At 55.5% G+C, this 13,899-nt stretch carries 10 protein-coding genes; 1 reads left to right on the top strand and 9 read right to left on the bottom strand.

What is annotated here, in order from left to right; genetic code table 11:
* Window positions 1-31: 31 nt before the first annotated feature.
* The 5 genes from nrdG to ACOTZP_RS06285 all read right to left on the bottom strand — a co-directional run bounded on the left by nrdG (window position 32) and on the right by ACOTZP_RS06285 (window position 7,688).
* A complete protein-coding gene (nrdG, locus tag ACOTZP_RS06305; RefSeq protein ID WP_022646867.1) occupies window positions 32-496 on the bottom strand; it encodes an anaerobic ribonucleoside-triphosphate reductase-activating protein in 465 nt (154 codons plus the stop codon).
* A 105-nt stretch (window positions 497-601) separates the two neighbouring features.
* Window positions 602-2,740, bottom strand: a complete 2,139-nt coding sequence (gene nrdD / locus ACOTZP_RS06300) for an anaerobic ribonucleoside-triphosphate reductase (protein ID WP_046621040.1) — start codon at window positions 2,738-2,740, stop codon at window positions 602-604.
* A gap of 368 nt (window positions 2,741-3,108) precedes the next feature.
* Complete coding sequence (locus ACOTZP_RS06295; RefSeq protein WP_032621401.1) at window positions 3,109-3,681, bottom strand: PTS sugar transporter subunit IIA; 573 nt, start codon at window positions 3,679-3,681, stop codon at window positions 3,109-3,111.
* 1 nt (window position 3,682) lies between these two features.
* On the bottom strand, window positions 3,683-6,280 hold the full coding sequence (locus tag ACOTZP_RS06290) for a glycoside hydrolase family 38 C-terminal domain-containing protein (protein ID WP_271075054.1): 2,598 nt from the start codon (window positions 6,278-6,280) through the stop codon (window positions 3,683-3,685).
* Between the two features lie 10 nt (window positions 6,281-6,290).
* Window positions 6,291-7,688, bottom strand: a complete 1,398-nt coding sequence (locus tag ACOTZP_RS06285; protein WP_155024548.1) for a PTS fructose transporter subunit IIC — start codon at window positions 7,686-7,688, stop codon at window positions 6,291-6,293.
* Between the two features lie 179 nt (window positions 7,689-7,867).
* On the opposite strand from ACOTZP_RS06285, the gene ACOTZP_RS06280 reads away from it, so the two are divergent.
* Complete coding sequence (locus ACOTZP_RS06280) at window positions 7,868-8,527, top strand: MurR/RpiR family transcriptional regulator (protein WP_063152415.1); 660 nt, start codon at window positions 7,868-7,870, stop codon at window positions 8,525-8,527.
* 8 nt (window positions 8,528-8,535) lie between these two features.
* On the opposite strand, the gene ACOTZP_RS06275 is transcribed toward ACOTZP_RS06280, so the two are convergent.
* The 4 genes from ACOTZP_RS06275 to treR all read right to left on the bottom strand — a co-directional run bounded on the left by ACOTZP_RS06275 (window position 8,536) and on the right by treR (window position 13,617).
* Window positions 8,536-9,282, bottom strand: a complete 747-nt coding sequence (locus ACOTZP_RS06275; RefSeq protein ID WP_022646873.1) for an oligogalacturonate-specific porin KdgM family protein — start codon at window positions 9,280-9,282, stop codon at window positions 8,536-8,538.
* A gap of 134 nt (window positions 9,283-9,416) precedes the next feature.
* Window positions 9,417-11,072 carry an alpha,alpha-phosphotrehalase gene (gene treC / locus ACOTZP_RS06270; protein WP_063163209.1) on the bottom strand — a complete coding sequence of 552 codons (1,656 nt, stop codon included), beginning with the start codon at window positions 11,070-11,072 and terminating at the stop codon, window positions 9,417-9,419.
* 51 nt (window positions 11,073-11,123) lie between these two features.
* Complete coding sequence (gene treB / locus ACOTZP_RS06265) at window positions 11,124-12,542, bottom strand: PTS trehalose transporter subunit IIBC (protein WP_022646875.1); 1,419 nt, start codon at window positions 12,540-12,542, stop codon at window positions 11,124-11,126.
* Window positions 12,543-12,669: 127 nt separating this feature from the next.
* The gene (gene treR, locus ACOTZP_RS06260; protein ID WP_022646876.1) at window positions 12,670-13,617 is read right to left on the bottom strand and encodes a trehalose operon repressor TreR; all 948 of its coding nucleotides are present in this window, start codon (window positions 13,615-13,617) and stop codon (window positions 12,670-12,672) included.
* Between the last annotated feature and the right edge of the window lie 282 nt (window positions 13,618-13,899).

The following is a 13,899-nucleotide window of genomic DNA, read 5'->3' as shown; positions in this document are numbered from 1 at the left end:
GTTCAGGCGGACAGCGGATATCCGCCTTCATTCAACGCAGATGATGCACAACCTGGTTGCTGCTGCCGCGCCAGATAAGCATAGGATCTTTTAGATCCTGCACGAACTTGCCGTCGACCAGGACGTTAATCAGATCCACCACTTCCTTCTGCTGCGCATTCAGTTCATCCAGCTTATAACCCGTCCAGACCCAGATGTCTTTTCCCGCGCACTCGCGGCGGATGCGTTTTACCAGCTTCAGGATCGCCGGCACGTTTTGCGGATGGAGCGGGTCGCCGCCGGAGAGCGAGATCCCCTGACGTTTAATGCGCGTGTCGTTCAGGTCGTTGATGATGCGGTCTTCCATCTCAGCGGTAAACGGCATACCCGAGTTCAGGCGCCAGGTGCTTTTGTTATAGCAGCCGGGGCACTCGTGAACGCAGCCTGATACAAAGAGGGTGCAGCGGGTGCCGGGGCCGTTGACGATGTCGACGGGGTAGTACTGGTGATAGTTCATCGCGAATAACCACGCCGGGTGGCGCTGCGCTTACCCGGCCTACAAAAGAGAGCGGTCCGTAGGCCCGGTAAGCGCAGCGCCACCGGGCATTAACGTGGCAGCGGATTACCCGATCTGCCCATTTCCCAGATGTTTCACCCTGCGCTTCACCTCTTCCTGCTTACCGGCGTTAAACGGACGGGCGTCCGGGCTGCCGAGGTAGCCGCACACGCGGCGGGTTACGGAGACGCGGGCTGCATCGTGGTTACCGCATTTAGGGCAGGTGAAGCCTTTGCTGGTGCACTCGAACTCACCGGTAAAGCCGCACTCGTAGCACTCGTCGATTGGCGTGTTGGTTCCGTAGTACGGAACGTGCTGATAGCTATAATCCCACACGTCTTCCAGCGCCTTCAGGTTATGCTGGATGTTCGGGTACTCGCCGTAGCAGATAAAACCGCCGTTCGCGATGGGCGGATAGGCCGCTTCGAAGTCGATCTTGTCGTACGGGTTCACCTTCTTCTCCACATCGAGGTGGAAGCTGTTGGTGTAGTAACCTTTGTCGGTCACCCCTTCCACGATGCCGAACTCGGCGGTATCCAGACGGCAGAAGCGATCGCAGAGGTTTTCGCTCGGCGTGCTGTACAGGCTGAAACCGTAGCCGGTTTCCTCTTTCCACTGGTCTACCGCATCGCGCAGGCGCTGCACAATCGCGATACCTTTCTCACGCAGGGCGTCGTTGTCATAGATGTGCTTGTCGCCAAACAGCGCGTTAATGGTTTCGTGAATGCCGATATAGCCGAGAGAGATCGACGCGCGACCGTTTTTGAAGATCTCCGACACATCATCATCCGCCTTCAGGCGCACGCCGCAGGCCCCTTCCATATAGAGAATTGGCGCGACGCGGGCTTTCACCCCTTCAAGGCGGGCGATGCGGGTCATCAGCGCCTTACGTGCCAGCTGTAAACGTTCATCCAGCAGCGCCCAGAAGGCCGCTTCATTACCTTTGGCTTCCAGCGCGATGCGCGGCAGGTTCAGGCTGATGACGCCCAGGTTGTTGCGCCCGTCGTGGATCTGCTCGCCGTTCTCATCTTCGTACACGCCGAGGAAGCTGCGACAGCCCATTGGCGTTTTAAACGAACCGGTGACTTTTACCACCTGGTCGTAGTTCAGAATGTCCGGGTACATACGCTTGCTCGCGCACTCCAGCGCCAGCTGTTTGATGTCGTAGTTCGGATCGCCAAACTTGTGGTTCAGGCCGTCGCGAATGGCGAACACCAGTTTCGGGAACACCGCCGTTTTACGGTTTTTACCGAGGCCGGAGATACGGTTACGCAGAATAGACTGCTGGATCAGGCGTGATTCCCAACTGGTTCCGAGGCCAAACCCGAAGGTCACAAACGGCGTCTGGCCGTTGGCGGTGTGCAGCGTGTTTACTTCATATTCCAGCGACTGGAACGCGTCGTAGCACTCTTTCTCGGTGCGGGAACGGGCATAACCGTCGGCGTCCGGGATCTGCCACTCTTCCGCCGTTTTACGGTGTTTGTTGAAGCTCTCGGTCACGAACGGGGCCAACACTTCATCGATGCGGTTAATGGTGGTGCCGCCATAGATGTGGCTCGCCACCTGGGCGATGATCTGCGCCGTGACCGCCGTCGCGGTGGAGATGGATTTCGGCGGCTCAATCTCGGCGTTACCCATTTTAAAACCCTGGGTCAGCATGCCTTTCAGGTCGATCAGCATGCAGTTAAACATCGGGAAGAACGGCGAGTAGTCGAGATCGTGGTAGTGGATCTCACCGCGCTCGTGCGCCGAGACTACATCGCGCGGCAGCAGGTGCTGGCGGGCATAGTGCTTGGCGACGATACCGGCCAGCAGGTCGCGCTGGGTCGGGATCACTTTGCTGTCTTTATTGGCATTTTCATTGAGCAGCGACGAGTTGGTTTGCTCTACCAGGCCGCGGATCTCCTGGTTCAGGCGACCGCGTTTCTCACGCTGGACGTCACGGTCGTGACGATACTCAATGTAGGCGCGCGCCAGCTGCTTGTACGGACCTGCCATCAGCTGGTTTTCAACTGCGGTCTGGATCTCGTTGATATCCACCTGGCTGCGTTCGTGCATCTGGCTGCTAACGACTTCTGCGACGGTGGCGCAGTAATCTGCGTCATCGACTCCCGCTGCTTTAGCTGCACGCAGAATGGCTTCTTTGATGCGCTCTGATTTAAACGGCACTTTACAGCCATCACGTTTCATCACATGCGGTGTCATGATCACTCCATTTTAAAAACAGGTTATCCACAGAGGTGGAGAAGTATTCACCGGGCGTATTCCTCGCCGAGGCAAAGACTTCCCGCGTGCCCAGCTCGTGTTATCCACAATTCCGGCCAGCGTTCGCGCCGTCTTGTTGTTGGAATAGTAGACGATAAATACAAGATGTTGGGTCGGCGTGCATTTTAAGTGCTACATATAGTGATTTGCATCAAACATGTTTGCGATTTTTTTGATGCAGGACAAAGTAAAAAGACGAGAGTACAAACGGCGGGCGCTGAGGCAATTGTAAAGACATGAAGGAAAAATCTGATTAATTATTCAACAAAAACAAGCGCTCAGCAGAGCCTGTGCTGAGCGCTGCTCGATTAACTCACCCCGCAGACCCAGCTCAACCCTGCCTGTAAAAAGGCTGCGGTAGCAATACTGCCCAGCACCACGGGGATGAGAAAGGAGCGATCGGGGCCATCGTCCTGTACTGGCGGTTCTTCAGCATTCAGGACGGACAATGCCTCTTCCCGGGTGCGCGCCGCCAGAAGCTGCTCACGCACCCGCTCATCCGTTAGTCTGCTGGTCAGCGTCGTCAGCAGTTGCATATGCGTACTGCCTGCTTCCGCTGGCGGAATGGCGAGCAGGAAAACCATTCTCACCTCTTCATCACCTTCCAGCCCCGGCCAGCATATCGGATCGTCAAAGAGCGCCAGACAAAATGCTGCCTGTAGAACCGCCTCGGTTTTACCGTGCGGGACGGCGAGTGCTTCACCCAGCGCGGTAGGACCTTCACTTTCGCGTTGTAAAACGCTTTCGATAAATGCCTCTCGATCGTTGATGATATTCTGCCTGGCGAGCGGCTCGGTGAGCCAGCGGATCAATGCTTCAGGCGTACGTTGGGGCGGGTTGATAAACACCCGATCGGGATGCGTCAATGCCAGCAAGTTCATATTAAGCCTCAATCAAAAAATCGCAGGTTGCGGAAGGTGAGATCGCTGTTACCGGTTGCACGGGCTCTTCCAGATAGTTGATCTGACGAAGCCCCGCCAGACTTGTCGGAACGGGAACCGGCTGTGTCCCGGCGTTAAATACGCGTAAGACGGTGCCATGCAACTGCTGCGCATGGGGCAGTGCGGAAAGGATGAGCGGCTCCGGCAAGGTCAGTAGCGAGAATTCTGCCGGAAGCCTGCGTTCGGGCAGACGCAACGCAAAGCGCTCAAGACGGCTATCGAGCGTGTGTAACGCTTGCGGTTGATAGGAAAAAGGCTGTCCAGCCGCCTGATTTTCCAGCTGGCGCAGCGTGAGGTGGTCGGCGTTGCCGGCCAGCGCGACGGTGAATGAAAAGTGCAACGGTTTCAGCAACTGGGCATCAGGAGTCTCAACCACCGTATTATTGATGCCGGAGGCCCGACCCGGTCGCCACTCGAGATCGCTGCGTCCGAGCACGCCCGTCGATTTAAACATCGTCAGGGCAATAGCTGCTGGTTCGCTGCCGATAATCTGAAATTCTTTCATGCCACGGCTAGTCACAACCAGCGCTTTACCCGGTTCCGTAACAGCGATAATGCCCTCGCTGGTTTCGATATCCACGGGCTTCTCACGATAGCGTTCTTGCCATTTTTCACCGTCATATCCCGTTTCGCGCTGGATGATTGCGAAGGGCAGTGAGGCGATAGCGTGACGGGTGTGAATATCGCTGCCGATCAGTAAACGTAGCCGGTGATCGCAGTGGCTGTTTTCCAGCGAAGCCTCGACATACAGGTTCGGATCGTCATGGCGTAATTCACAGACCAGACGAATGGATAACGGCGTTCGTGCCGTTTCCTGACGGCTGGCGAGATCCTGCGGAAGAAGCATTGTGGCCTCGACGGTTAGCTTTTCGACAAGCTTCGTTTTCACGCCGTCGACGAGCGTAAAATGCGAACAGCGCGTCGGTGTGTCGCCTGCAAGTGGCGAAAAATCGTAGCTGTCGCCCGCATCAGCACAGTCTTCGAGAGTAAAGAAAGAGGGGATGCGTCTGCCGCTGCGTTTGTCTTCCAGGGTAAGCGTTCCGGCGTCCAGCGACAGTCGATAATGCGCGTTCTCAATCTCGCTGCCCTTTATCTTTTCAGGCTCCTGAAAAGGCGCACGGTCATCTACAACGTTAACGGTGAGATAGCCGATCGGCGGCAGAACCGGTGTCTTTACCGCTACGTGCCAGCGGTAATAAGGGGGAATGGCCGTTTCGCACTCGCCCTCGGCGGTAAGGGAGATCGCCGTTCCGCCGGGCAGAATATCCCTTTTCAGGACGTCGAACGGGATGGGCAGCCCCTGATACGTCAGGGCGATATTATCAGCCCGGCTATACAGGGTGGTTATCACCACGCGCTGCGTTGGGGTAGCCAGCGGGTTAAAAATCAGCAGGTCGCCTTCCTGAGCGCAGGCGGCGGCCAGGGTTTTCACCACCAGATTCCACAGGCTATGGCACAGCTGTTCGGTTTGTTCCAGACGATGCAGAATGTCGCGGTTGGTGGCATCGCTATTGCAGCCGCCGATGGAGTCATGGGCATGGCTTCGCAACAGCTTCTTCCAGAGGGTATCGACCACCGAGAGGTTCACCGGCAGCCCCTGATGACGCGCCATGGCGATTGTCGGCTCCAGCCGCCGCAGGATGAACTGTTCGACTTCATCATTTTTCTTTTTGATGTCGTAGCGCACGGATCCGATCGTTTTATGGATGCGGGTATAGCGCGGCGATTTCAGCTCTCCTTCCCAGAGTTCAAACTGTTCACGCCGCGCGCGCAGAATATCGACGTAGCGCTCCAGCGAACTGATAACGTACCGGTCTTCATTAGGGGAGCGTGCGCTGGCGATCTGTAAAATTTTCGGCAGCGCCGGGTCGATACTGACCTGATCGCCGCCGCAGGGCAGCAGCAGGTCATTTATTCCGGCCCGCGAGTGCAGGAGATTGACCATCGGGAAGATTTTTCCCTGCAAATGGCTCGCGTCAGAGGAGATGTTTTTAGCCGCGCCGTAACCGAATGCCATCGCGCAGGCGATAACGGTCGCACCTGACGGCGCCCGCCACAGGAACTGGCTGCTTTTCGCCTGTCTGTCGTGATCGATGCCGCGCCAGAAGACGATGTTGTCGATATTGCAGCCCTGCAAAATCGTGGGCATTTGCGCATTGTGGCCGAAGGTGTCCGGAAGATACCCGACCTGCATGGCGTGCCCCAGCTTACGGGCGGCGAAGATGCCGTACTTGAGATTGCGAATAATGGATTCGCCATGCACGTTGTAGGTGTCCGTCTGGGTATACCACGGCCCTACAAAGATCCTTTTTTCTCTGACCAGTTTTTCCAGCCTGGCGCGATAATCGGGATTGATGACGAGAAAATCCTCCACTACCGCCATCTGTCCGTCAAGGTGATAGCATGTGTAAGCGGGGTCCTGCTCCAGCGTGTCGATGACGTCCGCAAAGTTATATGACGCCAGTACCATGCTGTCCTGGCGGGTGAAATACCACTCCTGATCCCAGTGCGTATGAGCGATGATGTGGATCTGATTCATGACGTTCCCCTTATCTGGCGTTCTTTGGGCTGACATAGAGCACGCCCAGAGCGCAAATCAATGCGCCAGTAAAGACGCTCGCCAGGTAGCCCGCTACATTAGTCGCCAGCGGCCAGCCCCAGACGGCTGGCAGAGGCAGCGTCTGCTTCACGCCAAGGGTAATAGCGACCAGCGCGCCGGCGACGGCACCGGTCATGAACACCGGGATAAGACGTGGGTTTTTCAGGATGAACGGGATCGCGCCTTCGGAGATCCCAATCACGCCCAGCAACAACGAGGTGCTACCGACGGTTTTCTCCTCCTGGCTAAAGACATCCGGTAATCCAAAGCGACCGTTGAGGAACGCAGCAAAGCCGACGCCGATGGAGGGGATCACGATGGAGAGTTCACGGGCGGTTAAATCAAACGTCTCGCTCATGCCATTCAGGCCGAGCGCGACCGAGCCTGCCGCCTTGTTGACCGGACCGCCCAGGTCGAACGCGGTACCTGCGGCGATCATCGCGGAATAGAACCCGCGTCCTGTGTCACCTGCCGAGGTAAAAAAGACCACCATCAGCTGGTTAAGTGAGCCAAAAATAGGGTTGATCAAATATTCCATGACCATCACCAGCGTAATGCCGGTGATGAGTGGGACGACAAGCATGGTTTTAATGGTGGTGAGCTGCTGACGGACGTGAATCGAATCATTGAGCCAGCGCACCAGATAGCCCACAAAAAAGCCGATACCAATGGCACCAAAAAAGCCGGATGGCATAAAGCCTTCGATATCAAAGAAGCGCTTATAGACTTCGTCTGACATGATGCCGCCGATAAGCCCGGGGATAAGCGCGGGTTTACCAGCAATGGAAAACGCCAGATACATCGCAAAAACGGGATACATGAACTTAATGGTCATAAAGCCCACTTTATCCAGCACGCTGAACGGCGAATGTTCGATGTTAATAAACTGCCCGGTAATTTTGGCCGTCGCCATCATCAGCCCGCCCATCACCACGACCGGCAGCATATAGCTGATGGCCGCCATAATATGGCCAATAAAAATCTGGTAAGCCGAACGCTGGAGATCGTCTTCTTGTGCGACAGTGGTGACGTTTTTTTCCATGGCCAGCGCCCGACGCAGATAGCGATCGGTATGTTTGATCAGCTCTTGTGTGCGGGTTTGAAGGTGAGGAAGGTTTTCAAAACGCTCGGCATCCTGAATGGGAACGTCAGTTGCCAGAATAATGGCCGTGGCGGAGGCGATATCCTGTTTTGTTAAGCGGTTTTGAACGCCATCGCTGCCCTGCGTTTCGACCTTTACCTCAATATTGTGCTCGTTAGCCCATGCAATAATTTTATTTGCCGCCATAAAGGTGTGTGCGATGCCTGTTGGACAGGCTGTTACCGCGACAACTTTTTGTTTCGTCATTGTCATAATTCCCTGAATGTGAAAACAGGGGAAGTATAAAGAGAACCTAAAACAGTTTTTAATGTTTGCTAATACTAATTACGTATCGTGATACGCGTAAATGCAATGTGTGAAGCGCCTTCCAGAGACTATTTTTATGTTGTGTTAATATCATGTTGGGATTAAACGGGGCGTAATAGATGAATTCATTCCAGGGAAGTGAGCGTTTGATATTTGAATACATTCAGCATCATGCATATAATATTTCTAATATATCGGCAAAAGAGATTGCCCGTGACACCTTTACCACGACAACATCCGTTAATCGTGTATGTAAAAAAATGGGCTATAAAAGCTATACCGAGCTTCGGTACCGTTTTTTACGCGACCATTTTACGCCTGCACCTGCCGCCCCCGACACGGGGTCACAGGCGGATGATATTGTGACAGAAATGGCCAGGTTGCTTACGCATTCCAGCCATATCTATCTGTACGCACGGGGAGCCTCGCTCACCAGCCTCAACTACCTGTCGCGCTTTTTGTCGCTGGCGAGCCTGCCGCACCTTATTTTGAATGACATGCACCAGCTGACGCGGGTATCGAAGGGGACGCTGGTGTTGATCAGTAAATCCGGGGAGACGCAGTCGCTGATTGAAATGGCGCGTAACGCGCTGCGCAAAGGGTTGAAGATTATTGCGATTACCCGTCAGGGGTCGACATTGGTGTCGATCTCAACGCTATGCTGGCCGTTACCAATCGACATTAACGCAGTGTCTTTGTATCAGCGGGAAGGTCAGCTTGAACTGTTGAGCGCCGTGGACCGTATCGGCTGCAGGCTGCTACAGCACGATACGGTGTAGTCAGGCCGTCAGAGCTGCTTAACTATTCCCAGACGTACGGCATAATCATTTTCATGGTTGCCGTCATCGTTGATATAGGTTTTATCCAGCGATACAAGCTCGACGTAAGGCGTCCAGCCGTCGTCGAGCTTGTAGTTGAATGCGACGGTATGCTCCCAGTAGGTGTCATCCCCGGTTCCCTGATCGACGTTATCCTGCCAGCGGAAGCGCGGGTTGTAGGACATACCGAATTTGCCGATGTTATACGCGAACCAAATGTCGAACTGGTGTGACTGGCGGCGGGTATAACCGCTGCCGTCGAGTTCTTTATCGCTGTGCGCGTCATTGACGGTGTTATAGCGGTAGCGGGCGGAGAGATTCAGACCGTTATCGAATGATTTCCAGCCCTGAATAAAAGGGCGGTAATGCGTATTGCTGGTGGTGAAGACGGTTACCATCCCTGGCGCAACGGCGAAACCATTTCCCAGATCAAAACGCCAGCGCGTTTCGATTTCCTGTGCCGCTTCCGTTAGCCCTTTGTCGTCGGGATTATATCTGTCGGTATCACCAAAAAACGTATCGTTATGGTTTTGTGCGGCTTCAACGGAAAAGTAAAAACCGTTATTCGCCTGATGCATGACCTTAATACGTGAATCATTTACATCTGAGCGCGTATTATGACCAAAGCGAAGATCGACGGACGTATTTCCGCACCATCCCTGCGTGCTCAATAATAATACGCTAATACACGTTGCTTTAATAATTGTCTTTTTCATAATATCCTGCCGAGGTTATTTAATTGGCAGGCTATTTTTATTTTGAGTGCGCCATATTGTAAAAGTTATCGTCGTACATTTAGCGTATCGCTAAACATAAAAAAAGAGATACAGCATGCTGTATCTCCTGAGGTTTATTCCTGTACCCACCAGATAGCTTCAAACGGGCGCAATAGCAACGTATCGGGTCGGAAGGGAACCTCTTCATAGTTGCTGAGTGCCACCTGCCATGCTCGCTCTGCGGGGGCGGGCTGCCACTGCTGGCGCTCGTGGCTCAGATTCGCCACCACCATCAGCGTTTGCCCCTGCCATTGACGGCGATAGCACCACAGGGAAGGGTGGTCAGGCAGGAGATCCTCATAATCCCCCCACGTCAGCACCGGCAGGGTTTTGCGCAGGCGAATCAGCGACTGATAGGTGTAAAACACCGAGTCGGGGTCGTCCAGCGCCGCGCGGGCGTTCACGGTTTCGTAGTTGTCGCAGACACCAATCCACGGTTCGCCCCCGGTAAAGCCCGCATTGTGCGAGGCGTCCCACTGCATCGGCGTGCGCCCATTATCACGTGACTTACTCGCCAGAATCGCCAGCAGTTCATCCGTATCGCGGCCGTTCGCCCGCTGTTCGGCGAACATGTTCAGGCTTTCTACGTCGCGGTAGTCGGTGATACGGCTGAAATGCGGGTTGGTCATGCCCAGCTCTTCACCCTGATAGATATACGGCGTGCCCTGCATCCCGTGCAGCACCATGCCGAGCATTTTCGCCGCCGCCACGCGGTGTTCCCCTTCGTCACCAAAGCGTGACACGATGCGCGGCTGGTCATGGTTACACCAGAACAGCGCGTTCCAGGCTTTGTTGTGCATCCCCTGCTGCCAGTGGCGGAAAAGGGTTTTCAGCGCCACAAAATCCGGCTTCGCAAGCGTCCACTTTTCGCCGCCGGGGTAGTCGACCTTCAGATGATGGAAGTTAAAGGTCATCGACAGCTCGCGCCCGTCGAGCGACGCATACTGCTGACAGTTCTCCAGCGAGGTGGAGGACATCTCGCCCACCGTCATCAGGTTGCGCGGCGTAAAGACATCCCGGCTCATCTCCTGAAGATATTCGTGGATGCGCGGCCCGTCAGTGTAGAAACGTCGGCCATCCCCGATGGTGTCGTCCGGGAAATCCTGATCTTTTGAAATCAGGTTAATGACGTCCAGACGCAAGCCGTCCACGCCGCGATCGGCCCAGAACTCGCACACTTTTTTCAGCTCGGCGCGCACCGCCGGGTTTTCCCAGTTGAGATCCGCCTGCTCCGGCGCGAACAGATGCAGATAATACTGCTCGCTTTCGGCATGCCAGCGCCAGGCGTTGCCGCCAAACTTTGAGCGCCAGTTGTTGGGAAGCGCATCCGGCGTACCGTCGCGCCAGATATAGAACTCACGGTACGGACTCGCTTTATCCAGCGACTCGCGGAACCAGGCGTGCTGCGTGGACGTGTGGTTAAAGACCATATCCAGCACGATGCGGATGCCACGTTCATGCGCCCGGGCAACCAGCTCGTCAAAGTCGTCCAGCGTGCCGTAGGTCGGGTCGATGGCAGTGTAGTTCGCCACGTCATATCCGTTATCCACCTGCGGGGAGATATAAAACGGCGTCAGCCAGATGGCGTCAATGCCAAGGGTTTTCAGGTAGTCAAGGCGCTGCGTTACGCCGCGCAGATCGCCGGTGCCGCTGCCGGTGGTATCCTGAAAACTCTTTGGGTAAATCTGATAGATAACGCCGTTCTGCCACCAGTGAGGAAGGGTATTCATAGTACGTTCCTGCAAATGCGAAGGGGCGCAACTGCGCCCCGAAAAAGGGAATTAAACAATCTGCAACGTGCCCTGACGGAACTTACGCTGGTAAACCACGGTAGTCAGCGCCATTGGGATGATAATCGCCACCGCCATCGCCAGCGCAAACACCTGCCAGAATGAAGGCTGAATGGAGAGGATACCCGGCAGGCCGCCGACGCCAATCCCGTTTGCCATTACGCCGTTCAGGCCGCACAGCAAGCCCGCCAGACCGGAGCCGATCATCGCGCAGAGCATCGGGAAGCGATATTTCAGGTTGATACCGTACATCGCCGGTTCAGTGACGCCGAGGTAAGCGGAGATAGCAGCCGGAACGGAGATCTCACGCTCGTTGTGCTTACGGCTGACGATGATAATGCCGGTTACAGCGGAGGCCTGCGCAATGTTAGACAGGGCGATAATCGGCCAGACCGGCGTGCCGCCGAGGCTCTGGATCATCTGCATATCGATCGCCAGCGTGGTCTGGTGCACGCCGGTGATCACCAGCGGAGCGTACAGGAAGCCGAACAGTGCGGCGCCAATCGGTGCGAAGCTGCCGGTCATCAGGTGACGGACCGCGAAGGCCACGCCGTCGCCAATCATGCGGCCAAACGGACCGATAAAGGCATGCGCCAGGAACACCGCCAGGATCAGCGAGCAGACCGGGACCACCACCAGATAGAGATAGTCCGGCACGATGCGCTTCAGACGTGTCTCAATAAAGCCCAGCGCCAGACCCGCCAGCAATGCCGGGATAACCTGCGCCTGGTAGCCCACTTTGGCGATGGTAAACAGGCCGAAGTTCCACACCTCTGGCGTTTGCTGACCAAGTAAGTAAGCGTTCATTAACTGCGGAGAGACCAGCGTCACGCCGAGTACGATTCCGAGAATGGGCGTTCCGCCCATCTTGCGCACCGCTGACCAGCAGATCCCGACCGGCAGATAGAAGAAGATGGCTTCGCCAATCAGCCACAGGAAGTCATAGATGCTTTGCAGCGCCGGGTACATCTGCGCCAGGGTTTTGCCGTCGCTCATTGGCACATCGCCGATGACGTTACGGAAGCCCAGAATTAAGCCCCCGCTGATCAGCGCAGGCAGCAGTGGGAAGAAGATCTCCGCAAAATGGGAAATCAGCTGCTCATGCCATTTCATATTCTGGCGCGCTGCCTTCTTCGCCTGCTCTTTATCGGCGGAAGAGTGCCCGGTAGTCGCCAGCAGAGCCTGATAGTAATCGCCCACTTCGGTACCAATCACCACCTGGAACTGCCCGGCGTTGGTGAAGCAGCCTTTAACCATTTTCAACTCTTCAATGGCTTTCGGATTGGCTTTGGCCGGATCGTTCAGCACGAAGCGCAGGCGGGTAATGCAATGGCTGACGGTGGCGATGTTCTCGCGTCCGCCGACCAGGACGATCAGCTGATCGATATCGGCTTGTTTGACTTTACTCATCATGAAACCTCATGACAGATGGTGAAAGGGGTTATGACCTGTGCGCAAGCCTACTCCTTCAACGTGACGGCGAAAATGGGAACGTTCCCGAAATCGGGCGAAGATCACAATAATCCATTCAAAAAAATTATGAGAGGCGGGCTGGAATAACGATCTGACGGGGCTCGGTACGCCCGGTAATTTGCTCGATCAGCTGCGCGGCAGCCTGCCGGCCAGACTCGGCATAACCCGGGTCAACGCTGATAATCTCCGGGTGTAAGAACTTCATCAGCGGCGTGCTTCCCACGCTCGCTAACTGCAGCTCCCCGATGCGTTGCTCCTGCAAATATTTGCTCGCACCCAATGCAAGGGTATCCGTGGCGCACACCAGGGCGGTGGTTTGTGCAGTCAGCACGCTGGCGACCTGCTCATATCCCTGTTTCATACCCAGTCCAGGCAGCGCGGCCACGGCGGGGAGATTGTTTTTTTTACAAAACGCCAGGTACGCTTCATGGCGACGCTTGCCGGTGGTGATGTCGGCATGCGGCACGCCGAGATAGCTGATATGCCGATGGCCCTGTTCATACAGGCGCTGCATCAGGATCACGATTGCCCCTTCGTCATCGTAACAGACAGAGGCAAACCCGCTGGCGTCGCGCGCCAGCAGCACCAGAGACGGCTGCCAGGGTTTAAGCATGTCCTCTTTAAGGCCGGTAAACCCGAACAGCACTACGCCATCAATGTTGCGGCGCTGAAGCATACCGAGATGCTCCTCCACCATTTGCGCCGAGAACTTGCTCTCCATCATGATCGGATCGTAGCCCTGCTCGTAGAACGCGGGCAGCATCGTCTGTACGGCGAGGTTTTCGGAGAGGGAATCCAGACGCGAGACAATAATGGCGACCACTTTATCGCTCTGCCCGCGCATGGCGCGCGCGGAGCGGGAAGGGGAAAAACCGTGCTGATTCATCACCGCCTCGACGCGCTCGCGTGTGCGTTCGCTGACACCGCTTTCGTTGTTAAGCACGCGTGAGACGGTCGATTTCCCCACGCCGCTTAAACGCGCGATGTCTTTAATCGTAAGGCGGTTCTGCATGCTGTATTCCCTGTAACAACGATAAAATAATCAGTTGAGCCTAATGCTATCCTGCGAATTCGCTATGGGCAAAGTCTGGTTTACGTGCGGTTTATTTACGAGGGGGTATCATACCGCCCGAATAGTCACAAAAGGTATGGTTAAATCCTTATACTGCGCGACGACATCCCATTTTTAACTTACCGGAGGCCACATGGATCCCGATCCCACACCTCTCCTGACCAGGAGAAAACCTTCTTTCCGGTAAGCCAGCCTTTTGCTGTCTCACCGGCGTGAGGCAGC

The organism is Enterobacter cloacae complex sp. SYL001 (assembly GCF_049237025.1).
Lineage (GTDB): Bacteria > Pseudomonadota > Gammaproteobacteria > Enterobacterales > Enterobacteriaceae > Enterobacter > Enterobacter intestinihominis.
Note: the sequence above shows the minus strand (reverse complement) of the source record. Positions and strands in the feature narration are given on the sequence as shown.

Bases quoted from the DNA above. Each gene is read 5' to 3' on its own strand.
- ACOTZP_RS06295 (WP_032621401.1), bottom strand. From the start codon at position 3,681: ATGAACTTGCTGGCATTGACGCATCCCGATCGGGTGTTTATCAACCCG.
- treB (WP_022646875.1), bottom strand. From the start codon at position 12,542: ATGAGTAAAGTCAAACAAGCCGATATCGATCAGCTGATCGTCCTGGTC.
- treR (WP_022646876.1), bottom strand. From the start codon at position 13,617: ATGCAGAACCGCCTTACGATTAAAGACATCGCGCGTTTAAGCGGCGTG.
- treC (WP_063163209.1), bottom strand. From the start codon at position 11,072: ATGAATACCCTTCCTCACTGGTGGCAGAACGGCGTTATCTATCAGATT.
- nrdG (WP_022646867.1), bottom strand. From the start codon at position 496: ATGAACTATCACCAGTACTACCCCGTCGACATCGTCAACGGCCCCGGC.
- ACOTZP_RS06280 (WP_063152415.1), top strand. From the start codon at position 7,868: ATGAATTCATTCCAGGGAAGTGAGCGTTTGATATTTGAATACATTCAG.
- ACOTZP_RS06285 (WP_155024548.1), bottom strand. From the start codon at position 7,688: ATGACGAAACAAAAAGTTGTCGCGGTAACAGCCTGTCCAACAGGCATC.
- nrdD (WP_046621040.1), bottom strand. From the start codon at position 2,740: ATGACACCGCATGTGATGAAACGTGATGGCTGTAAAGTGCCGTTTAAA.
- ACOTZP_RS06290 (WP_271075054.1), bottom strand. From the start codon at position 6,280: ATGAATCAGATCCACATCATCGCTCATACGCACTGGGATCAGGAGTGG.
- ACOTZP_RS06275 (WP_022646873.1), bottom strand. From the start codon at position 9,282: ATGAAAAAGACAATTATTAAAGCAACGTGTATTAGCGTATTATTATTG.